We start from the raw sequence: 22,644 nt of genomic DNA, 5'->3' as shown, positions 1-22,644 counted from the left end.
CCTGTTGAAGTTGCTCAGGTCATTCCGCCGCGAAGCGCGCAATCCGGGGCAAGGCCACCGGCCGCGTGCGCCCGACCTGATGCCGGATATCGAGGATCGTATCGTAGAACGGGTTGCCACCGGGATCGGCAGGAACGCTGTTGCCATGCAGAACCGCCAAGACAGCCGCATTCGGCACCCGCTCACGCAACGCCAGATGAAAGTCGGTGGCGCCTTGCGGGTCCATCGCCGAGGTGGCTTCGTCCAGCAACACCACATCGGGCTGCTGGACCAGAATTCGGGCCAATACGAGGCGCTGTTTCTGTCCGCCAGACAGAACGCTACGCCAATTCTGGCCTTGATAAAGGTCATCGTTCAGCACCCTGATAAACGCCGCCAAGCCGACCCGTGCCAGCACATCTGCCACCTCCAGATCGTGATAGGCCGTCTCGGGTTCTGGATAACAGACCAGCGCTTTCAGCGTAAGCCGGTCTGGCACATCGGGGTCCTGACCCGCGAAAAACAGCCGAGTCCCCGCCGCTTGCCCCACCCGGCCGCTGCCATAGGGCCAAAGCCCGGCAACCGCCTTGAGAATAGAGCTTTTGCCGCAGCCATTATCGCCGCGCAAATAGACCCATTCTCCGGGCACAACGCTTAGATGCGGCACCGACACGAACGGATCGGTGTGCTTGCCGCGGTGGTGCAGCGCCAGATCCTGAACGTGAAGCGTGAAGTCGCCCGCGTCCGCGACGCGATCAAATTGGCTGACCCCGGTTTCCTGATAAAAGCGATCCCGGTCGCGGACCCGTTCAATCGCGGCGGCCAATTCCGTCAACCGGTCGGCATTCGCGCGCAGGGTGGCGATGGCGGGCATCACATTGATGAACCAAGACACATCGTTGATCAGTTCTGCCGTCAGTTCAGACGACGCCGCGAAATCACGAAAGCTCAGCCGTCCGGCCATGAAGGCCGGCAGGGCCGGAAGATAGGCCAGCATTCTCCGCGACAGAAAATTATAGACGTCGGTGAACATCATCATGCCCGCATCCCAGACATTCTGACGACCCCAGGTCTTGTCGAGATCCGCATAAAGCTGGCCATTGATCCGGCGTTGGGTCCGCTCGCCACGCGACGCGGCCATTTGCGAGACCCGGGTCAACATCCCGGCCAGTTCACCGCGCCATGAGCCGTTATTTTTCTGGCGCTCGACGGTGAGCCGCTCCAGCACCCGGCCAATCATCCACGCCAGATAGGTAACAAGCGGCACATAGGTAATGACCAAAGCAACCGTCAAAACGAGGGTCCCGTACTGACCCGGCGCAAGGTCAATTCGTGCCGCCAGGTCGGGGCCGACCACGGAGGCAAGTCCCGTTTGCAGGGACGCGGCCCATGTCTCGAGGAAGGCCACCGTTTGCGTGCGCTCCAACAGGGCTTGCGTGATGAACCAGATTGACGCCACAGCCCCCCACAGCCCCATCGCCAGCCCAATCACCCCGCCGTAAAGCCCAACCGAACATTCGTCGATCCGCTGATCAATGGCGTCTGGCAGGCGCGACTGGCTGCCGTCAGTCGCCCGGTCGCTCATCAGGTCAAGAGCGATCCGAGGGTCCGACAGGATTTCACGGTTGAACTGCTGCGCCAGCCATCCGCGCGCGCGCCGATGTAAAGTGGTGGACAGAAAATGTCGAATGGCGACGATCCCGGCGCGACAAACATGCACCCCGACCAAGATCAACGCCGCGGTCAGCAGCAGGCGCGACGGGTTGACGACCGCGTCGTCGTGAAACCCGGCAAGAGCCGCGATAAAATCGGCGCTGGCAAGGGCTGCCCAAACGCTTGCCTTGCTCAACAAGGTGGTAATCGCGAACACCAGAACCGTCAGGAACCAGGCTTCGCGCCAGCGTTCGGATACCCAGTAGGCCGATAACAGGCCCCAGAAACTCCGGTAACGGTTCACCCGCGTCTTCCTCAAGAAGCGACAACCATTCTGATCGGGCGCACGGGGTCCGTGCGCCACGACGGGGGCGTCGCATTTTTATGGTTTTCGGCGCAGGTCCCGAGACGGGCGATTGCGGGTCTCGACCCTGCGCCCCACATTGATCGGCGGTTCTCCGCTCAAAGTCCACCCAAATTATCCCAAAACTCTGGATTTCCGCCTGACGCCGTTAATTGATATTGCAATCTTCCGCTGGGTCAGCCTTGGAATCTGGCCGATTCGGGCGCGGAACTTTCGGCCAAAATGCTGAAATGCGGTAAAATTTTCCAGCCGGCCTTCATCAGCCCTGACAATCGAGGCTGTTGCATAATCTCAACTCGGCTGACACGAAAATTATTTCTTTCTTGCGCGCCGGAAGGGGATTTTTGCCAAAAATTGCGTCGCAAACAGAGTCAGTTTAGACTCATGCCCGTCGGAGTTGCCTGAAGAAGATCCCCCCAATCGGTCCGATAAGCCATTTCCGCCAACACAGCTTCAGGCAAGAATTCCTGATTCTTCCGCACTTGCCAGCCGCCGCCCAGACCTTTGTACAGGGCGACAAGGTTGGTCGATGCCGCAGCCCGGGCAGTGATCAGGTTGGCTTGCGCACGCAACAGCCCTTGCTGGGTGTTCAGGACCCGGGTGTAATCCACCACCCCATCGCCATACTGGTCAAGCGCGATCTCGGCCGCCCGTTGCGAGGCGCCAACGCTGGTCTGTAAGAAGCCAACCTCTTGGTTGGCCTTTTGGTATCCGACCATGGCATTTTCGACCTCGGCATAAGCCGACAAGACCGTGTTCTGATAGTTCGCGACAAGTTCCTGAAAAGCCGCATCCTGAACTCGGACATTGTCCTTGATCCGGCCATAATTGAAGATGTTCCAGACGACGCCGGGGCTGGCCAATCCGGTGACACTGTCGGTGCTGAACAATGGATTTCCCGGGCTGGCCTGCACCCCGATCGACCCGGACAGAATGAATTGCGGATAGAGATAACTGACCGCGACCCCGATCTGGGCCGATTGGGCGGCTGCAGTCAATTCTGCAGCCCGGATATCGGGACGGCGGCGCAGCAATTCCGCAGGCACGCCGACTGCGACGCGCGAACTGGCCGAAGGAATGCGTCCAGACCCTTTCAGCAGGTCTGACATGGCCGAAGGCGGTTGGCCCAGCAGCACCGACAGCGCATTTTTCGCCTGTTGCAAATCGCTCTCAAGCGCCGGGATCAGCGCCTTGGTGTTGTTCAAAAGCGCGGTGGATTCCTGCACATCCAACTCGGTCGTCACCCCGTTTTTGAACCGCAGGTCCGTCAGGTCGAGCCCTTTTTGTTGCAGCGCAATATTCTGTCGTGCCACTGCCAGCGTTTCCTGAAGCGCGCGGATGTTGATATAGACCGAGGCGACGTCGCCAGTGAGAGTGACCAGCGCATCATCATAGCTTGCCACTTTTGCGGCCAGATTGGCGCTGGCCGACTCGACCCCGCGCCGCTGGCCGCCCCAGACGTCCAATTCCCACTGCGCGTCAAAGCCCACCTGCGCCGAGGTGAAGGTCGTATCGACATCCACGTAATTTTCAAGTTCGGGCAGATTGCCAATGTTATCGCTGATCTTGCGGCGGCTGTACGACGCCCCCGCGGCCTGTGATTGCGGGAACATATCACCATAGGCGATGCCGAGTTGGGCCCGCGCCTGCAATACCCGGGCCCCAGCGACCTGCAAGGATAGGTTCTGGGCATAGGCCTGTGCCACCAGTTTGTTCAGGGTCGGATCCTTGAACGTCTGCCACCAAGCAACCGATGGCGCGCTTCGCGCGGTCAAGCCGCCGCTGCCGCTGGGCTGTGGTGCGTTTAATTCCATCCATTGCTGCACAACGGGCGAATTTGGCCGCGCGAAATTCGGCCCCACCGGGGTGCAGGCGGCCAAAGCACCCGCCAATGTCAGGGCCATCAGACCCAATCCTCTGCGTGCCGGACCTGTCTGCGTGTACCTCATGGGTGTTCGCGCCTTTTGGGTTGCGGATTAGATGTCCAGCGGACGGATGAAGTTGCCGAAGGAATAGAGGCGAATGTTAATCCGACGGAGGAAATCAAAGCTTGTCGCCCCGCCGGTGTAAATTGCGACGGTCGCATGGCCACCGGCCGGGAAGAGATAGCCGTCCGGCACGTTCACCTTGATCTGCACCGCGATCTTGCCGGGCGGCTTTGGCAGAATGAAGGACGGGGTCATCCCTGAGGGCAAATATTGCCCTTGCCCGGTGCCCCACCACACCGTTTCCACCGTGCCGGTCAGAATATCACCCGGATACAGATCCAGCGCCACTTCGACCTCTTGACCCGGCTTGACGAATTTCAGGTTCTGCTGCCGGAACGTCGCCAGAATATAGGGGTTATCCTCGGTCACAAAGGCCGCGATGGCCCCGAGACGCACATCGCCGACCACCAAGCCCGGACGCGCCTGTTGCGAGACGATCATGCCGTCTTCGGGCGCGTATAGCGTGGTATTATCCAGAAAATACTGGGCTTCGGCCAATTGGGATGTCGCCTGCGCGACCGCGGTATTGACGCCATCAATGGTCGACTGCTGCGCCAGCAGCGCTTTTTGCAACTCTGCCTGCTTTTCAAGAACCAAGGACTGATCTTCGGTCACTTGCTCGTTCCAGCGGTCAAGGTCATCCTGAGGCGCGCCGCCCTGCGGAACCAGCGTGGCATAGCGGACTTGCTCGGTCTGGGCATAGGCCAGTTGGGCTTCGGCCCGGATCACCGCCTCTTGCATCGCCTTGACGTTTTCATCAAGGATCTTGGCGTTCTGCTGCGCCGCAACCAGCTGGGCTTGGGCCGAATCCACCTGATTTTGATACACCGTCGCATCAAAGCGATACAGCGGATCGCCTTTCTTGACCGGAGTATTCGGCGTCACCAGAACTTCGGTCAGGATGGTCGGCTGCGTCAGTTTCGGCAGAATTTGGATGGTATTGCGAACAACATGGCTGTCGATGGAATACGGCTGATAAAACCGCAGAGTCACCAGAAAGATCAGCAGCAGATGGGCCCCAACCCAGAAGGACACCACCCCCCAGACGATGCTGAATTTCAGCAGCTTGAACTTAAAGAAAATCGCCCAGACGAAGATGAGGTAAAAGAGGGTGATGCCGAGGGCGAAAAGCATGACGAATGGTTCCTGACGTTATTCGACGATCGCAGCGTGGGCGGACATGGATACCTGCATCAGACCGGTTTCGTTGCGGTCGTAGCTTCCTGATCAAAGGCTTCAAGTTCAGCCGGAGACTTGCCGAGACGGATCATTTCGCGGCGGATCGCGGCGCGCTCTTCCTTTGGAAACCGGCGAACATCAACGGTCATTGAGTCATGGAAGGCCCACATAAATGAGTGGACCCACGGCACCACCGCCAGAAACCCCATCCAGCCCATGATATTCACAGCTTCCGCATGCGGATGGTTGCGCTTTTTTGCGATCCGACCGGGAAGCCCCATGAGGAACATGATCACCGCCATACCCGCGGCCAGCATCAAGATCAGAGCGCCAAATGTCAGAAAATCGTAGTGGTCAAACGACCGACCGAGCAGCGACATGTTTTGCGGGTCAGTCATAATCGAAAACCTTTCGCTAAAGGAGGCATGCAACTTGACCTTAGGTTACCCGATGGAATGCCTCGCTCAACCCTGAGCGCCCCGCGCGTGCAATAAAGCGCAAGGCGGCCTGAAATATGGGTCCTCTGTGCAACAATTTTGCAGGATTTGCCGCCTCAATGCGATGATGGCCTCTTGGTGCCGACCGGGTGGTTGGCCCGGTTCGTCAGGGCATTGGCACATCCGAGACGAATTTTGGCACATGATAGCCCGCTTGTACCGCTGGGCGTTCGGCGATGCGCACATACCAATCCCGGACGGCGGGATACGCATTCAGGTCAATTTGCTGCCACTCAAACCGCGAAATCCAAGGCCAAGCCGCCATATCGGCAATGCTATACTCGCCGCGATCCGCGCCAGCGATGAAATCCCGCGTCGCCAGATGGGTGTCCAACACCTTATACAGCCGCTTGGCCTCGTTGCTGTACCGTGTTTCGGCGTATTCTGACTTGCCGGCATTGTATTTTACGAAATGATGGACCTGCCCCAACATCGGCCCAAGCCCGCCCATCTGCCACATCACCCATTCCACCATGCGCCAATATTCCGATCCGGCGCATTGAAACCGATCATATTTGTTCGCGAGATACAGCATGATCGCGCCGGATTCCATCATCTGGACACCGGTCTCGTGGTCGACGATGGCGGGGATCTTGTTGTTTGGAGAAATGTTCAAGAAGGCCGGGTCGAATTGCGCGTCTTTGCCAATATCGATCGGATGCACGGTATAATCGACGCCAAGTTCTTCCAGCAGGATAGAGACCTTACGGCCATTGGGCGTCGTCCACGTGTAAAGATCGATCATCGGGCAGTGCCTCGCAAATGTCAGGAACAGAACAGTCTTGCGCCACCACAGCGGCCCGCGACGCCACTGTCAAGCCATCCGGCAACGGCAGGGCGCAAAGGTCGGTCCTGTCACGCGGCGGGATGGGCAGATTTGGTCAGCCACAAGACTCCCGGAAGGCTGGACACCAGCAGGACCACACCAAAGGCGACACTGGCCGCGACGCCAGCCTCGGGCAATGCCCCAACCAGCGGAAACACCAATGCAGCAGCCCCTTCGCGCACACCCCAGCCGCCAATGGACAAAGGCAAGATCATTGCCGTCATGATCAGCGGCCCCAATGTCAGAATGGCTTCCAGAGACAAGTCAGTCCCCGTCGCCAATGCGCAAAACGCAAATGAGGCCAGATTACAGGCAACGATGACCACACCTAGAACGACTTGGCGTGGCCAGACCCGGGGTGACAGCAGGCCCAGTCGGATCGCTTCGGCAAAATTCGACAGCCATGGAAGCCGGGTACGGATCATCGCGCGGCACCAAATCCAGATCCCAGCCATCAGGATCAACCCCCCGGCCAGCAGGAGGGCGCTTTTTTCAATGACCCAAGGCCAAGCCACCCCGCCCGGCAGCACAAAGGCAATGCCGAACGCCGAAAACATCACCGTGAACAGTGCAGCTTGGCCCGCCATCCGTTCGGCCACCACGGCCTGACTGGCGCGCAACAGATCCGCACTGTGCCGCGCTCGGATTGCGCGCCCGGCATCTCCGATCATGCCGCCCGGCAAAACTTGGTTCAAAAGCTGTGCCAGATAGTACTCGGCAATGGCGGCGCCGGTGGTCAGGCTCTGGCCCAATTGCGCCGCGGTCAACTGCCACCGCTTCGCCAGCAAGACAATCTGGACATTGGTCGCCACAGCCGCGGCCAACAGCCAATAGGGGTTTGCTCTGGCCAGGCGCGCCACCACGCCCGGCCCATCAAGGAAATACCAAAACAGCAGCAACATCACCACCGGAACTGCCACCCGCAAGACCCAGCCAAGACGCGCCCATCGCTTCGGCGCGGGCTGGGTTGGGGATGATGGTGAGGACGGAGCCGCCACAGTCATACTGGGGGCGTCCATACTGGCCGCGTCAGCCGCGGAAAGCGCCGACATCGGGGTGTCGCGCTGGGTCATGATCTGCCCCCGCAGGACATGACGCCGCCCACGGTGGCGCGATGCTGCTTCGGCTTAGGGGAACGGCGCGTCCCGGTTTCCACGGCGGCGCGACCAGCGCATGCACGCAGGTTTGGCGACCATGGTCGGGGCGTTGTGCGGAATGCGACTGACATTGGCAGCTTTTAGAGTGGACGTCGCGCCGCATCAAGAGACTGGATTTGGGGACGGTTATTCGAAGACCCGGACCCTACGCCGCCCGGCGCGTTTCGATTCCATTTTCGCCAAAATGCTGCAGTGCCGAATCGCCGGACCCCATGCCGGATCTCAAAGGGGTGCAACCAACGGATCGAAACCATCGACCCCGACCGAAAACTGCACGAATAACAGACGCAAAGCGTTACAAAACAGCGACATCTTGCTCATATCATGACGAGAGATGATGAGGATCTTGCATATGCCCGCATTGCACACATATCTCATCCCTGCCCGCCGCCCGGTACTGTCCCGGACCTCGATTGGAGCCTTGCCTGATGTCGACTACTCGCGCCGCCACTTCCTTAATTCATCGCCGCCAATTGCTTGGCTCAGCCGTGTCTGCTGCGGTGTTCGCCGCAGCTTTCCCCTCTGTCCTTGGGGCCCAAGATGCGTCTGACATCGCCCCCGAAGTGGCCCCCTTCTCGTTCGACACCCTGACCGACCAAATGCGCCTGCGCCGGGACACGCCTTGGACAGAAGCGACCCCGCCGGACGGGTTCTTGGCGGAATTGAACTATGACGATTACCGCCAAATCCGGTTCCGCGAAGACAGCGCGCCGTGGCGGGACACTGGATTTTTCACCGTGCAGGCCTTTCACATGGGCTGGCTCTTTGGCGCCCCTGTTCGCCTCTTCGAAGTGACCGACGGCACCGCGCAGGAAATGCTGTTTTCGACCGACGATTTTGAATATCGCAACACGCTGGCCGACCGGGTGCCCGAGCATTTTGCCCTGCCCGGTGTGGCCGGTTTCCGCCTGAACACGCCGTTGAACCGTCCTGATATTTTTGACGAAGTGGTCGCGTTTGTTGGCGCCAGCTATTTCCGCGCCTTGGGTCGCGACAGCGCCTACGGCATGAGTGCGCGTGGCCTGTCGATCAACACGGCCAGCCCCGCAGGCGAAGAATTCCCGCTGTTCACCGAGTTCTATCTGGAACGCCCCGCCGACGGGAGCCAAACCGTGCTGGTCTATGCCGCGCTGGAAAGCCCCTCGTTGACCGGCGCGTATCGGTTTGTGATCACTCCCGGGACCAATACCATCATGGACGTGACGGCGCGCCTGTTCTTCCGCAAGGATGTGGAACAGCTGGGGGTTGCGCCGCTGACCTCGATGTTCTTGTTTTCCGACGGGGTTCACCACCGCTTTGACGATTATCGGCCTAGCGTTCATGACAGCGAAGGCTTGCGCATCGTCCGCGCGAATGGTGATGAATTGTGGCGGCCGCTGAACAATCCGACCCATCTGGCCAATTCCTTCTTCACGGAACAAACGCCGCGCGAATTCGGTCTGATGCAGCGTGATCGCACATTCGACAAATACCAAGATCTGGAATCGAATTTTGAACGGCGTCCGTCGCTTGCGGTGGAACCGCTCGGGGATTGGGGTGCCGGTTCGGTCCGACTGGTCGAAATCCCGACCGATCTGGAAGTGAACGACAACATTGTCGCCTTTTGGCAGGTCGAGGGCACCGTCAAAGCCGGGGACGAGCGCGAATTTTCTTATCGGCTAATCTGGGGCGATCTGTCCCCAGATGCGAACGGCACCTTGGCCTATGTCGATGAGACGCGGTCGGGGCTGGGCGGGGTATCTGGCGTCGCCAACACCACCGGCCACCAAAAGTTTGTCATTGATTTCAAAGGCGGAATTCTGAGCGAGATGCCAGCCTCTGATGAAATCCAAGCGGTCGTCACGGCCGCAAATGGCGAAGTTGTTACAACCACACTTGATCCGATTGCGGGAACGGATCTTTGGCGCCTCGTGCTGGACATTGCAGCACCGGCGGGCACGACTGTGGAACTAAGCGCCCATCTCGCAGGTTATGGCAGGAAATTGAGTGAAACGTGGCTATACCAATGGGTCAACGAATGAAGCATGAACTGTATCTATCCTCCGACGACGCAATTGACCTGACGATTGTCAGCATGGGAACGCTGCCTGATGCGCCGCTTCCAATGCCCAAGCAAGTGATTGAATCGGACCTTCGCGGCACCGTCTTTCGGCGGATTGCCCATCTTTTTGGACCGAAACAAGTCTCCGCCGGCCACTGATTGATGGCGACACAAAACAGGCAGGAGCGGGTGGCAACGCTCGCTCGGCAAGTCGCTTTGGCGGTCAGCTTCAGTGCGGCCGTCACTGCCTGCCTGATTTTTGTTCAGATCGATGCCGCCAACGGCATTGATGCCTTTGACATCGTCCGCAGCCTGTTGATCCTCGTCTCGACGTGGTGGCTGGCTTGGGGGGCCTCACTGGCCCTTTTGGGACTGGTCGGTGGCCCGGTGGAGCCGCAGCATAGCGATGCGCGGACTCAGGGCCGCACGGTCGTGCTGGTTCCGGTCTATAATGAAGAACCGGTCACCACCTTTTCGCGCATCGCAGCGATGGAGAAATCGCTGTCTGCATGCGGGCCTGACGGCAAGGCGGTGCATTTCGCAATCCTGTCGGACACGCGGAACGAAGACATCGCCAAACTAGAGCGGGTCTGGTTCCTGCGCCTGCTGCGGGAATGTGATGGGGAAGGCAAAATCTTCTACCGACGCCGCAGCGACAATAGTGGTCGTAAGGCGGGCAATATCGAAGATTTCTTCAAGCGCTCTGGCGGCGCCTATGATTACGCTTTGATCTTGGATGCCGACAGCTTGATGGAAGGTGAGACCATCCTTGAGATGGTTCGCAGAATGGACGCCGATCCGACACTTGGATTGCTCCAGTCGCTGCCAAAGGTGATCCGTGCCCGCACCATTTTCGGACGCGCCATGCAATTCGCCGCCAGCTTCAACTCACCGGTGTTCGCCCGCGGCCTAGGCCTGATGCAGGGTCGCACCGGGCCATTCTGGGGCCATAACGCCATGGTGCGGGTTCGGGCCTTTGTCGAAAGCTGCGGTTTGCCTGAACTGTCCGGACGCCCGCCTTTCGGCGGTCACATTATGAGCCATGATTACGTCGAAGCCGCACTGTTGGCCCGCGCAGGGTGGCAGGTGCGCCTCGATGTGGATTTGGAAGGCTCTTATGAGGAAGGCCCGGAAAATATCCTCGATCACGCCAAACGGGACCGCCGTTGGTGCCAAGGCAATTTGCAACACACCCGACTGCTGCTGGCGCCCGGACTGAAACCTTGGAGCAGGTTCGTCTTTGTGCAGGGCATCTTCGCCTATATCGCGCCGCTGTTTTGGCTTGGCTTTCTGGCCGCCAGCATCACGGCCCCGGCCTTCACCCCGCCCCCGGATTACTTTCCGGTTGAAGACTGGCGGTTTCCAATCTTCCCCAGTTATGAAACTTCGACAGCGATCGCCTTGCTAGTGGGCATTATTGGTTTGCTGATCCTGCCAAAACTGCTGGTGGCCGTCGATGCGATCCTGCGTGGACGGGCCGACGGCTTTGGCTGCTGGCGCCAGACACTGAGATCGACATTGGCCGAGCTGTTGCTGTCCAGTGTCACCGCACCGGTTCTGTTGGTGTTTCAGACCCGGTCGGTCCTGCAAGTGCTGCGGGGCAGCGACGGCGGCTGGCCGACCAACAACCGCGGCGATGGCAGCCTGACCTATGCGACCGGATGGGCCGCCAGTTATTGGATCGTCAGCTTCGGCCTTGCCGGACTCGGCGCCGCCTATTTCATGGCCCCATCGCTTGTGCCATGGCTTTTGCCGGTGACGCTGCCGATGATTCTTGCGCCCGTCCTGATCGTATGGTCCTCACGGCCACTGGCGACCTCGCTATTCCTGACACCGGCAGAAAAATCGCCGAGCCCGATCCTGAAAACCCAAACCGATATTCTGGAGGCATGGCGCCAGACGGAAGACTCACTGTCCAGCCTGCTGGGGACTGACGAGCTGCCGCTGGCGGCCAACCGAAATCCCGCCTGATCCGCAACGGCCCCGCGTCGCGATTAAGCGGCAAAACCTGACCACACGGGGTGGCACCGCTTGGGACAATCACGTTAGGATCGTGGCAGACTGCCGATCAGGCCAGCGCTGTTCCGGCGTCGGCGCAGACTGAGCATGGTCTGGCTACGGCCTGACCGGCAAATCGCAATGGCGCAGATCCCGAGTTGCGTCGGTGAGAAGGACCATCATGACCCTGAGCGAGCGAATTAACATCGATCTGGACGCAGCGCTAACGTTGACAGAAGAGTGCCGCAGGCATCATCACACCGCCCGTACGGCGCTGGACGCCGAGCAACTAATTGCCCGCCATCTTGGAGGTCAGGTCAAAGACGATGCCGCCATCTTTGGCTTCTGGACGCCAGAACTGCTCGACTACCATGTGCCGGACGGCGATGTTTTCCTTGAAATTCTGTCCGCAGATGGGGGGCTGGACCTGACCCGCACTCATCAAGAGATCACCTTCGACCGGGTACTGGTGCCCGTCGAACGCTATGAGGCCTATTGCTTCGCGGTTGTGCGCGGAATGCGCGCCGGCACCCGCGCCCAAGTTGGCGACTTCTATGCCCTCACTTGGCGGGACGCAGATGACGTCTGGCATCGCATTTTGGATCCGCTGGCCGCGTCACTGCCGTTCGGGGCGCTTGCTCCGGCTGAACTGTATGACATCGCGCAGATGCAGGCGGTGCGCGGCGATGCGGCCTATTTCCAACAGCTCAAGGCCGAGGCACCGCACAAATTTGGCCCGCCCAGCAACATCTTGCAAATTCACATTCCCACTGCCACTGCGGGTGGCACGTTGGCCAGCCTGACCCGCTATTACGAACGTTTAAGCGACCGGGTTGCCAATAATCTGGCCTTGGAGCCAGCAGACCAGATCTTTCTAGGCTACGACGCGGTGCAGTTGTTACCGGTCGAACCCACGACAGTCTATGAAAGTGGCCCTGATTTCTGGCAGGACGGCACCCTGTCCGACACCACCGCGACCGTGCATTTGTCGCGGCCCGATACGCTGAACTGGGGCTATGACATCGTGATTTCCGGCACTGCTGCCGTCAATCCCGTTCTGCTAGAGACGGGCCGCCCGGACGAGTTAGTCGATTTCGCTGCGGTATTGCACAATTTCCCGACGGGCCCGAAGAAGCTGGTGCTGGATATGGTGTTTGGCCATGCCGACAATCAGGGGATCAGGGCGCTGAATCGGCACTTTTTTGCCGGGCCGAACATGTACGGCCAGAACCTCGATTATCAAAACCCGACGGTGCGGTCGATCCTGCTGGAAATGCAGCGCCGCAAGGTCAACTTCGGGGCCGATGGCGTCCGGGTCGACGGCGCGCAGGATTTCAAATGGTGGGATGCGGCCGAGCAAGAATTAAAGCACGACGACGAATTTCTGCAATCCATGGCCGATCTTGTGCAAGACGTGGCCGGCACCGCCTATCGGCCATGGTTCATCTTCGAGGATGGTCGGCCCTGGCCAGACGAGGATTGGGAGCTAAGTTCGACCTATCGGGCGGTCATCGAAAATCAGCGCGACGACGATGTGTTCCAGTGGGGACCGCTGACTTTCGCCCATAATACACCCTTTCTCTATACCTTCTGGCTGTCAAAATTCTGGCGCATTCAAGAAATTCTTGAGGTCGGATCGCACTGGATCTCTGGCACCTCGAACCATGACACCTTACGGCGCGGCACCCAAGTCAGCCCGAAAATGAACATCAACACCCGGCTGGGCCAGTCGAAGATGGAGATCCTCGACAAGGCTTATGACAATCCGGTGGTCCACACCTTGACCTATATTGCCCTGCCGGGCGTGCCGATGGATTTCCTGAACGCCACATCACGCACCAGTTGGGGCTTTATGCGCAATCAGGATGATCTTTATGGGGTCAAAGTGGTGGCGGAAGAGGCGATCAGCCTGAAGTGGCAGGTCGATGGCTATAGCTATTCTGTGGCTTCGAACTTTCATCGCCTCAAGGCCTTGGGGTTTGAAACCCGCGAGGATCTGGCCCGGTTTTTCGACTTTCTGCCCGCGCTGGTCGAAGTGACAGAATACGACCTGAACGAGATCGTCCGATTGCTAAATCAAGCCGAACCCGATTTGGCCGGTCCCGCGGTATTCACGGTCGAGAACCTTAAGGAAATTGCCCGGGCTTGGATGTGTGACATGCACGATTATTGCAACGTCGCATGGTCGCTGTCCTCGCTTGATCCAAAACGCACGGCCTATGCCTTGGCTTTGCGCAATTTCCGGCGCGCCCGGCCATGGCTGTCCGAAAACTATGGCCCGAAAGATCACTTCGATTATTTGCGGCCAATTGACGGGCGGACGGTCTTTGCATCGCTGCGCCATGGACCGGACGGCGAGCAGGTCTTTTCCGTCTTGCACATGGAAGGCAAAGCCACCGAGGAATTTGACCCCTTCGCGCTGGATATTCCGGGTCTGGCGGGTCCGGGCTGGAGCTTGGCGCTTCAGACCCCGGAAATTGGTGAGGATTATACTGGCGGCCCCATCGTCCTTCGGGATTCCATGGGGCTGGTCTATACCCGGACCGTCTGACGCAAACGGCTGCTCCCCACCCATCGTGACGTCGATGGGCGGGGGGCGCGTTTCAGGCGACCCGCCGACCGCCGGACCACACCGCCCGGATCATCACTGCGTCATCCACCACCCGGAACTGCACAAGATCGGCGCGGTGTCCCACGGCGATCTTGCCCCGGTCGGCCAACCGAACCGATTGCGCCGGCGTCGCTGTCACCGTGGCGATCCCCTTTGCCAGATTGCCCCAAAGCTGGCCCAGCTGGATCGCGCCGATCAGCAACGATGCTGGCACGTAATCCGACGACAGAATGTCGAGCCGGTCCAACGCGGCCAGATCACGCGCCGCGACATTGCCGGAATGTGACCCGCCCCGCACAAGGTTCGGCGCCCCCATGATCGTGGCGATGCCCAGGTCGTGACACGTGTTCGCGGCGGCAACCGTGGTGGGAAATTCTGCCAAGGTTACGCCATGGGCCTTACTGACATGCACCTGTTCCTCGGTGGTGTCGTCATGACTGGCAAGTGTCGCGCCATACCGTGCTGCGGCGGCGACCACCCCGGCTTCATGATGGGTCCCCACCCGCGCCCGCAAGGCATGGAGCCGGTCCACATGGCGGCGAAAGCTATCCTTGGACATGCCGCTTTTCCCCCGGGAGTAGTCCTCGTATTTCGACAGATCGGTGAACTGCCGTTGTCCGGGTGTGTGGTCCATCAAGGACACGATTCCGACCCGGTCCTGCGGGCCAAATTCGGCCAGTTCCTCTAACAGAGAGGTCGAACAGACCTCGGCCCGCAGATGCAGGTGATGGCTGATCTTCAGCGCCTGCACCTTGCGCAATGCCGCGATCTCATCGGCAACGGTGCGGGCATATTTTCCAACACCGCTGGACGCTTCGTCGACCACGAAGCCGACCCGGATCGCGTCGAACACGGTGGTGATCCCGGTTCCCGCCAGTTCCCGGTCATGGGCCAGAATGGCGGCCCGGTGCGGCCAGTTGACCTTGGGGCGCGGCGACAAATGCCGTTCCAGATTGTCAGTATGCACTTCGATCAGGCCGGGGCACAGGAAATCCCCCTCGCAGTCCAGCGCCCCAGCCGCCCGTGAGATGCCGTCGTCAATCTCTGCGATCTGTCCGTCTCGGACACAGACGGTGCCCGCGCGGTCGCCATCGGTCAGGATCAGCCTTGCATTGGTCAGGATGGTATCTTGGGTCATGGACGGGCTCGCACGAATAAACTGGAAACAACTAGGGCCGGCGGCATCGGTCAGCGCCCGGCGGGGTAAAGCAGATCGACAACTGCATCGATCGTCCGGTCCAAAGGACCATCATTGGCAATAGCGTGGGCGTGCACGCTGGCGGGAAGCGAAAATTCAGACCGGGCAAGGCGGCGGTCAATATCCGGCGCAGTTTCCCGGCCCCGCGCGCGCAGGCGCGCATCCAGCGCCGCATGCGAGGCGGTCAGCGCGATCACCACGCAGGCATCGAACCGGGCCTGCGCTTGCACCAAAACCGACCGGGACAGATTGGCCACGACATCTCGGCCCGCGGCCAGATCGGCATCAACCGTAACGGGAATGCCATAGCGCAGGCCGTGCGCAGACCAATGCAGCGCGAACCCGCCCGCGGCTAGCTGCGCATCAAAGGCCGCGTCGGTCACACCGTCGAAGGCCTCGCCCCCGGCGTCGGTCGGGCGCGTGATGGTCCGGCGTGCCAGAACCAATCGGTCACAGCGCGCCGCCAATCCGGCCATGACACTGTCCTTGCCAACGCCAGACGGGCCAACAATGGCGATGAACCGCCCCGTCACGCCGCCACCTCGGGCGTGAAGGCCCGGACATCGACGCTACGATCACACAGACGGGTGCGGGCGTCCTGATCGTGGAAAATGCCGATGATCGCCGCCCCCTGCGCCTTGGCACCAGCGATCAGGTCCAGCACAATTTCCCGATTGGCCGGGTCCAGACTGGCCGTCGGCTCATCCAGCAGCAACGCCGGATAGGCATGGGCAAAGCCCCGGGCGATGTTCACGCGCTGCTGTTCACCACCCGAGAACGTCGTCGGGCTGAGCCCCCATAACCGGCTGGGAATATTAAGCAATGTCAGCAAGTCTTCGGCCCGTGCTACGGCCTCGGCGCGGGGCACCCCCGTTGCAAGCAGCGGGTCGGCCACCACGTCGCGGGTCGCCACGCGGGGCAAGACCCGCAAGAATTGGCTGACATAGCCCAAGGTGGTCCGGCGCAGGTCAATGATCTGGCGCGGGGCGGCGCTTGCCACATCCAGATCGCCGACCCGGATGCGGCCAGACGCCGTCAGGTAATTGCCATAGATCATCCGCATCAGGGTGGATTTTCCTGCACCAGAGGCACCGACAAGGGCCACGCATTCGCCCGACGCCACCTGCAAGTTGGCGCCCCGCATCACCGGAATAACCGCACTGCCCTGATTGTGCAGCGTGAAGGACTTTGAGACATTTTCAACAGAAATCATGCGCTTAAACCTGAAGGACCGAGGACACCAAAAGCTGGGTATAGGCGTGTTGGGGATCGTCCAACACCTGATCGGTCAGACCGGCTTCCACCACGTGACCGTCTTTCATCACCATCAAACGATCCGCCAACAGCCGCACCACCGCCAGATCATGGGTGACGATGATGGCGCTGAGGCCCATTTCGCGGACCAATCCCCGCAACAAGTCCAGAAGCCGGGCCTGCACACTGACATCAAGGCCGCCAGTGGGTTCGTCCATAAAGACCAACCGCGGGCCGGTGACCAGATTGCGCGCGATCTGCAACCGCTGCTGCATCCCGCCTGAAAACGTCGTTGGGCGATCGTCAATCCGGTCCGCGCCAATTTCGACGCGGCCCAACCAATCGGTCGCCGCCGCGCGAATGTCGCCGTAATGCCGCGCACCCACGGCCATCAGCCGCTCACCGACATTGCCGCCCGCGCTGACGGACATCCGCAAGCCGTCGCGCGCATGTTGATGCACGAAGGCCCAATCGGTGCGGCCCAGCATCCGCCGTTCGGCTTCGGACATGGCGCCGGTATCGCGCAGGCCGTGTTCGCGGGTATCGAACCGAATGGCCCCCCGATCCGGGGTCAGATGCCCGGCCAGACAGGACAGCAAGGTTGATTTTCCCGACCCGCTTTCGCCGACAATGCCCATCACTTCACCCGGGAACAAATCAAACGACACGTTCGCACACCCAATGCGCGGGCCATAAGATTTTGCCAGCCCGTCCACTTGCAGCAACGGGGTCATGCCGCGCCCTCCGTCAAAGTCATGCGTTGCGCCCCGACCTCTCCGGCGGCGCAGCGGGTGGCGCAATAATCGGTGTCAGAACATAGGAACATGCGCCCTCCCGCGTCATCGATGATCAGTTCATCCAGATAGCTGTCGCTCGCACCGCACAAATCACAGGCGTGGTCGGCCTTGCTGGGGTCAAACGGGAAGTCTTCAAAATCGAGGCTGACCACGTTGGTGAACGGCGGGATCGCATAGATGCGCTGCTCGCGTCCGGCACCGAACAATTGGATCGCAGCCATGGACAGCTTGGGATTGTCGAATTTCGGGATCGGAGACGGGTCCATGACATAGCGCCCTTCAACCTTGACCGGATACGCATAGGCGGTGGCGATGGCGCCGTGCCGGGCGATATCTTCGTAAAGTTTAACCTGCATCAGCCCGTATTCCTCTAATGCATGCATCTTTCGGGTTTCCACCTCTGAGGGTTCCAAAAAGCGCAGCGGCTCCGGGATTGGCACCTGATAGACAAGGATTTGCCCGTCATGCAGCGGCTCTTCGGGAATGCGGTGTCGGGTCTGGATCACGCTGGCCAAGCTGGTTTTTTCGGTGACGGCGACTTGGGCGGTCTTCTCAAAGAACCGCCGGATCGAGACCGCGTTCGTGGTGTCATCGGCACCTTGATCAATGACCTTCAAGCAATCGTCAGGTGTCAGAATTCCGGCTGTGACCTGCACCCCGCCCGTCCCCCAACCATAGGGCATCGGCATTTCCCGACTGGCAAAGGGCACCTGATACCCCGGAATGGCCAAGCCTTTCAGAATGGCCCGCCGCACCATGCGTTTGGTCTGCTCGTCCAGATAGGCAAAATTGTAATCGCTCATGATCCTGTCTCACAGTCCTGCGCTGCTGTCGCGGTGGCTGTGACGCCCCCCGCGGCTGTCTGCGCGCGCAATTTCCGCACCAATTCCAGTTCGGACTGGAAATCGACGTAATGGGGCAGTTTGATATGCTCTAGAAATCCCGTCGCTTGGATGTTGTCCGAATGGTACAGCACGAATTCGGCATTTTGCGCCGGTGCGCCGCTGTCATCCTCGCCCAGTTCCTTCCACCGCAAAGCCCGGTCAACCAGCGCCATGGACAGCGCCTTGCGTTCCGACATTCCAAACACCAAGCCATAGCCACGGGTGAACTGCGCCGGTTCGGTCTTCGACCCGGTGAACTGGTTGACGGTTTCGCATTCGGTCAGGGTCATCTCGCCGATCTCGATGGCGAAGCCCAGTTCCGGGATATCCATCTCAACCGCGACCGTGCCGATCCGCAATTCGGCGACAAAAGCGTGGTTTCGGGCGTAGCCGCGCTGCGTCGAATAGGCGAGCCCCAGAAGGAAGCCTTCGTCACCGCGGGCCAATGCCTGCAACCGCAACGCCCGTTCGGCCGGCAATTCCAGCGGGCTTCGGGTCAGATCGGGCGGGGTGTCGGGCCCCTCTGGCTCGGATTGGATCAACCCCTCTCGGTCCAGAAACCCCATGATATGTGGGGCGGTTTCCGGCAGTGGATCGGCGGTCGGCGCCGGCGGCACCGTGCCCTCGGCGGCCAATTTAAAATCCAGCAACCGGTGCGTGTAATCGAATGTCGGCCCGAGAACCTGCCCCCCCGGCGCATCCTTGAACGTCGCCGAAATTCGCCGGTCGCACGCCATGGTGCCGGTATCGACCGGGCGTGACCCGCCAAAGCGCGGCAACGTGGTGCGATAGGCCCGGATTAGGAAAATCGCCTCGATCAGATCGCCTCGGGACTGCTTGATCGCCAGCGCTGCGAGGTCTGGATCATACAGCGACCCTTCCGCCATGACCCGGTTGACCGCAAGGCGCATCTGTTCGCGGATCTGCGCCACGGACAATTCCGGAACCTCCGGGTCGCCGCGCCGGTCTTCCGCCAACCATGCATGGGCATTATCGATGGCGCGTTCACCGCCTTTAACCGCGACATACATCAGCGCACCTTTGTGGTTCGCGGCAGACCAGCAAGGCGGTCGCCGCATGTAAAGAGATAGTCGAGCCCGCGGGGAAACAACCGGGCATTGGCCTGAAAGGCGGCAATTTCGGGAAGCGATAATTCGGCGCTGGTTTCGATTCCCGGTCCCTGCAAGGTCGCCCCTGCGGCAGCAAGTTGGGGCAGTTCGACAATCAGTGTCGCCGAGCGGTCAGGATACTCAGCCGTACCAAGAGGGAACCCGCCCTGCCCCAGTTCAGACCACAGCCCGAGCCCAAAGGCGGCGCGATCCGCCGCAACCAAGGGCGCACCAGTGTGAAAGGTAATCCAGTCGCGGATCGCAGCCGTGTTCCGGCTTGGGGCCAGATAGACCGGCGTTTCTGGGTCACATAAGGTCAGCACCACGACCCCTGCCGCTCGGGAAAGCGGCGCGGGCGGCTCGGCGCCGGCCAGCGTGACGATTGTTCCCGGGCAGGCCATGGCCCGCATCACGGCGCGAAAGGCATATGCTGCCTCGATCGGAGCATTGTGAAAGCCGCCATCCAGCGATTGGGTTTGCATCAGTCCTCGCCCCGCACCATCGTAAAGAAATCAACCTTGGTGGCCGCTGCACGGGCAGACCGGGCCGCCGCGGCCTCGGCCAAAGCCGCACGGAGCGGTTGCAACAGTTGTTGCTCAAGCACCGGCGCCGCAGCGGTTTGCATCAGCGCATCGACCAGTGCAGCCGTCATTGCTTTGGCCTTGCTGCGCCCCTGCACATAGCCATGCCCGACCGTCCCATCCTCCAGCCGGACCGAACAACGGGTCACCGTCATCTCGCCCAGATTGAACGCGGCCCCGACGGCCCCGGCCCGCCCCCGCACCATGACGGCGCCGGTTTCCGGGGCGCGCAAGACCCGGTGCGCCGGCTCCGGCCCGGCCGCCGACCAAAGCCTGGCGAGCCCGTCCTCGGGGGCCTTGGCCAGCAGGCTCATCCAGGCCTGTCTGGCGGAAGTTGGATCGGATGCAGGGTTCATCTAGACACCTTGTGATCTTAACTATACAACTAGACAAATCATACGCAGACGCCCCGCCTCTGGCAATCCCGCTTCATGTGAAAGTTTTATAAACCCATGGCCCGCACCCCGATCTGGTCCGCCATCCGCATCAGCCTGACACAAGACATTGCGGCCGGGCGCTATGGCTCGGGCGACAAACTTCCGACCGAGGCGGCTTTGGCGGCGCGCTTTGGGGTCAATCGCCACACGGTCCGGCAAGCCCTCAGCGCCATGGCTGACGAAGGGCTGGTCCACGCTCGCCGCGGGTCCGGCGTGTTCGTCGCCGCCACCCCCACCGATTATCCCATCGGCCGCAGGACCCGGTTCACGCAGAACCTGACGGCTGCGGGGCGGGTGCCGGCGATCACCGTTCTTACCTTGGAAACCCGGTCTGCAGATGCCCGCGAAAGGACGGTCCTTGGCCTGAACCCCGCGCCAGAAGAACCGGCCGACGTACATGTCTATGAAGGCCTGTCATTGGCCGACAACCAGCCCATCGCACTGTTTCGAAGTGTGTTTCCCGCCGCACGGTTCCCCGGATTTCTGGACTCGCTGCGCGACACCCAATCGGTCACCGCCGCCCTGTCCCGCCACGGCATCGCGGATTATACTCGGGCCGAAACCCGCCTCACCGCAAAAGCCGCCAGCGCCACGCAGGCCCTTCACTTGCGTATTCCAGAACAGGCCCCGATCCTGCGCTCGGTCGCCATCAATGTCGATCCCGAGGGGCGACCGATTGAATACGGCCATTCGTGGTTTTCTGGCGACCGCGTGACCTTGATTGTCACCCCACAGGACATGGCGTCATAAGACTGACACGACGATCCGGCATCCTGTCCGCACACCCAGGACAGAGACACAAGGTATGCAACGGCCCATCACTTCATTGACCGTGACCGGCGCGCAGGTTCTTCAGGATCGCCGCATTCGCCCCGGCATGCTCAGTATCCAGAACGGGCGCGTGGCGTCGTTGAACGCCTCGCTCTATGGACCGGTCCTCGACTTACCCGACTATTGGGTATTTCCCGGGATCATCGACCTGCATGGCGATGCGTTCGAACATCAACTTGCGGCCCGGCCAAACGGCGCGCGGCCCGCCGCCCTAGGACTGGCCGCTGTCGACCGGGACGCGGCCCGTCACGGGATCACTACCGCGTGGCTGGCGCAAAGCTGGTCTTGGGAGGGCGGCCCCCGAGGGCCAGAGTTTGCCGAAGCGGTTCTGGCCGAACATCACGCCTATCAGCCCCGCGCCCTGACCGACCTGCGGGTGCAGTTGCGCTGTGAAACCTACACTGTCGACACCAAGGCGAGACTTTTGGCCGCCATCCGCCGCTATGGCGTGGATTACGTGATCTTCAACAACCATCTGGACGCGGCGCTGGCCATGGCCCGCACGACGCCGGAGCAGTTTCAGGCATGGGCCGCCCGGGCAGGCCGAAGCGGCGACGCGCAACTGGCCATGCTACGCGCCACAAAAGACCGCGCCTGTGAGGTTCCCCGCTATCTGTGCGACCTCGCCACCGCGTTCGACGCCATGGGGGTCCGCTATGGCAGCCATGACGACGGCGATGGCGAAACCCGGGAATATTTTGCCATGATCGGGGCCGCCATCTGCGAATTCCCGACCGCCTTCGCCGCGGCACGGGTAGCCAAGGCCTCTGGCCATCCCGTGCTGATGGGCGCACCGAACGTCCTGCGCGGCGGATCGCACTCTGGCAATGTGGCGGCCAGCCTGCTGATCATGGAAGGGCTGTGCGACGCACTGGCATCGGATGGCCACTATCCGGCAATGGCCCGCGCCGCCTTTGCCTTGCGGGATGACGGGCTCATGCCGTTGGAACAGGCGTGGGCGATGATCTCGCGCGTGCCCGCTGCAATTATGGGCCTGTCCGATCGGGGCACGTTGCAGCCCGGCAAACGGGCCGATCTGGTCGTGATCAACGGTGAAACCCGCGAGATCGAGGCCACGATGGCGGGCGGTCGCTGGTCCTATCTGTCCGGCAGCATGGCGGACCGGCTGACCGGCGGCAGCGCCGCCGCGACCTTGGCAGCCGAGTAATCAGGCGTGTATCTCCAGAAACGCCGCCCCCGAAAGCCCCCGGAAATCTTCAAGAGGCGCGTAGCCGCGCTTGCGCCCCATCGGCCCCAAGC

Annotated in this window: 19 protein-coding genes; 5 read left to right on the top strand and 14 right to left on the bottom strand. The window is 60.9% G+C overall.

The window, feature by feature from the left end; translation table 11 throughout:
* Positions 1–19: 19 nt before the first annotated feature.
* From BV911_RS04690 to BV911_RS04665, 6 genes are all read right to left on the bottom strand, one after another.
* Positions 20–1,936, bottom strand: a complete 1,917-nt coding sequence (locus BV911_RS04690) for an ABC transporter ATP-binding protein/permease (protein WP_168183975.1) — start codon at positions 1,934–1,936, stop codon at positions 20–22.
* A 431-nt stretch (positions 1,937–2,367) separates the two neighbouring features.
* A complete protein-coding gene (locus tag BV911_RS04685; RefSeq protein ID WP_086052432.1) occupies positions 2,368–3,900 on the bottom strand; it encodes an efflux transporter outer membrane subunit in 1,533 nt (510 codons plus the stop codon).
* A 72-nt stretch (positions 3,901–3,972) separates the two neighbouring features.
* Positions 3,973–5,118 carry an HlyD family secretion protein gene (locus BV911_RS04680; protein WP_086052431.1) on the bottom strand — a complete coding sequence of 382 codons (1,146 nt, stop codon included), beginning with the start codon at positions 5,116–5,118 and terminating at the stop codon, positions 3,973–3,975.
* A gap of 59 nt (positions 5,119–5,177) precedes the next feature.
* Positions 5,178–5,561: a DUF3302 domain-containing protein gene (locus tag BV911_RS04675; RefSeq protein ID WP_240512146.1), complete on the bottom strand. Its 384-nt coding sequence runs from the start codon at positions 5,559–5,561 to the stop codon at positions 5,178–5,180.
* A 205-nt stretch (positions 5,562–5,766) separates the two neighbouring features.
* Positions 5,767–6,405: a glutathione S-transferase family protein gene (locus tag BV911_RS04670; protein WP_086052430.1), complete on the bottom strand. Its 639-nt coding sequence runs from the start codon at positions 6,403–6,405 to the stop codon at positions 5,767–5,769.
* A 110-nt stretch (positions 6,406–6,515) separates the two neighbouring features.
* Positions 6,516–7,559 carry a lysylphosphatidylglycerol synthase transmembrane domain-containing protein gene (locus tag BV911_RS04665; RefSeq protein ID WP_240512145.1) on the bottom strand — a complete coding sequence of 348 codons (1,044 nt, stop codon included), beginning with the start codon at positions 7,557–7,559 and terminating at the stop codon, positions 6,516–6,518.
* A 512-nt stretch (positions 7,560–8,071) separates the two neighbouring features.
* Here BV911_RS04665 and BV911_RS04660 point away from each other — a divergent pair.
* From BV911_RS04660 to gghA, 3 genes are all read left to right on the top strand, one after another.
* Positions 8,072–9,664 (top strand): glucan biosynthesis protein, encoded by a 1,593-nt coding sequence (locus tag BV911_RS04660; protein ID WP_086052429.1) that lies wholly within the window; start codon positions 8,072–8,074, stop codon positions 9,662–9,664.
* Between the two features lie 182 nt (positions 9,665–9,846).
* Positions 9,847–11,655: a glucans biosynthesis glucosyltransferase MdoH gene (mdoH, locus tag BV911_RS04650; RefSeq protein WP_086052427.1), complete on the top strand. Its 1,809-nt coding sequence runs from the start codon at positions 9,847–9,849 to the stop codon at positions 11,653–11,655.
* A gap of 208 nt (positions 11,656–11,863) precedes the next feature.
* Positions 11,864–14,233: a glucosylglycerol hydrolase gene (gene gghA, locus BV911_RS04645; RefSeq protein ID WP_086052426.1), complete on the top strand. Its 2,370-nt coding sequence runs from the start codon at positions 11,864–11,866 to the stop codon at positions 14,231–14,233.
* Between the two features lie 52 nt (positions 14,234–14,285).
* On the opposite strand, the gene BV911_RS04640 is transcribed toward gghA, so the two are convergent.
* From BV911_RS04640 to phnG, 8 genes are read right to left on the bottom strand one after another with little or no spacing between them, the layout of a single operon-like run.
* A complete protein-coding gene (locus tag BV911_RS04640; protein ID WP_086052425.1) occupies positions 14,286–15,431 on the bottom strand; it encodes an alpha-D-ribose 1-methylphosphonate 5-triphosphate diphosphatase in 1,146 nt (381 codons plus the stop codon).
* Between the two features lie 50 nt (positions 15,432–15,481).
* On the bottom strand, positions 15,482–16,024 hold the full coding sequence (gene phnN, locus BV911_RS04635) for a phosphonate metabolism protein/1,5-bisphosphokinase (PRPP-forming) PhnN (protein WP_086052424.1): 543 nt from the start codon (positions 16,022–16,024) through the stop codon (positions 15,482–15,484).
* Positions 16,021–16,704, bottom strand: coding sequence for a phosphonate C-P lyase system protein PhnL (phnL, locus tag BV911_RS04630; RefSeq protein ID WP_086052423.1), 684 nt, complete (start codon positions 16,702–16,704; stop codon positions 16,021–16,023). Before phnL ends, phnN begins: the two co-directional genes overlap by 4 nt.
* Positions 16,705–16,708: 4 nt before the next feature.
* Positions 16,709–17,479, bottom strand: a complete 771-nt coding sequence (phnK, locus tag BV911_RS04625) for a phosphonate C-P lyase system protein PhnK (RefSeq protein ID WP_086052422.1) — start codon at positions 17,477–17,479, stop codon at positions 16,709–16,711.
* A complete protein-coding gene (locus tag BV911_RS04620) occupies positions 17,476–18,345 on the bottom strand; it encodes an alpha-D-ribose 1-methylphosphonate 5-phosphate C-P-lyase PhnJ (protein ID WP_086052421.1) in 870 nt (289 codons plus the stop codon). Before BV911_RS04620 ends, phnK begins: the two co-directional genes overlap by 4 nt.
* The gene (locus BV911_RS04615) at positions 18,342–19,457 is read right to left on the bottom strand and encodes a carbon-phosphorus lyase complex subunit PhnI (RefSeq protein WP_086052420.1); all 1,116 of its coding nucleotides are present in this window, start codon (positions 19,455–19,457) and stop codon (positions 18,342–18,344) included. The genes BV911_RS04620 and BV911_RS04615 overlap by 4 nt, the downstream gene beginning before the upstream one ends.
* Positions 19,457–20,017, bottom strand: coding sequence for a phosphonate C-P lyase system protein PhnH (phnH, locus tag BV911_RS04610; protein ID WP_086052419.1), 561 nt, complete (start codon positions 20,015–20,017; stop codon positions 19,457–19,459). The genes BV911_RS04615 and phnH overlap by 1 nt, the downstream gene beginning before the upstream one ends.
* The gene (gene phnG, locus BV911_RS04605; protein WP_086052418.1) at positions 20,017–20,472 is read right to left on the bottom strand and encodes a phosphonate C-P lyase system protein PhnG; all 456 of its coding nucleotides are present in this window, start codon (positions 20,470–20,472) and stop codon (positions 20,017–20,019) included. The genes phnH and phnG overlap by 1 nt, the downstream gene beginning before the upstream one ends.
* 96 nt (positions 20,473–20,568) lie before the next feature.
* Between phnG and phnF the strand changes: the two genes are divergently transcribed.
* Both phnF and BV911_RS04595 read left to right on the top strand, forming a co-directional pair.
* Positions 20,569–21,303 (top strand): phosphonate metabolism transcriptional regulator PhnF, encoded by a 735-nt coding sequence (phnF, locus tag BV911_RS04600; RefSeq protein WP_086052417.1) that lies wholly within the window; start codon positions 20,569–20,571, stop codon positions 21,301–21,303.
* A 55-nt stretch (positions 21,304–21,358) separates the two neighbouring features.
* Positions 21,359–22,552 (top strand): alpha-D-ribose 1-methylphosphonate 5-triphosphate diphosphatase, encoded by a 1,194-nt coding sequence (locus BV911_RS04595; RefSeq protein ID WP_086052416.1) that lies wholly within the window; start codon positions 21,359–21,361, stop codon positions 22,550–22,552.
* The last annotated feature ends 92 nt before the right edge of the window (positions 22,553–22,644 follow it).

The organism is Pseudoruegeria sp. SK021 (genome assembly GCF_002119405.1).
In the GTDB taxonomy this organism is placed as follows: Bacteria; Pseudomonadota; Alphaproteobacteria; order Rhodobacterales; family Rhodobacteraceae; genus Meridianimarinicoccus.
The sequence above is the reverse complement of the archived record's forward strand: the minus strand, read 5'-3'. Positions and strand labels throughout refer to the sequence as shown.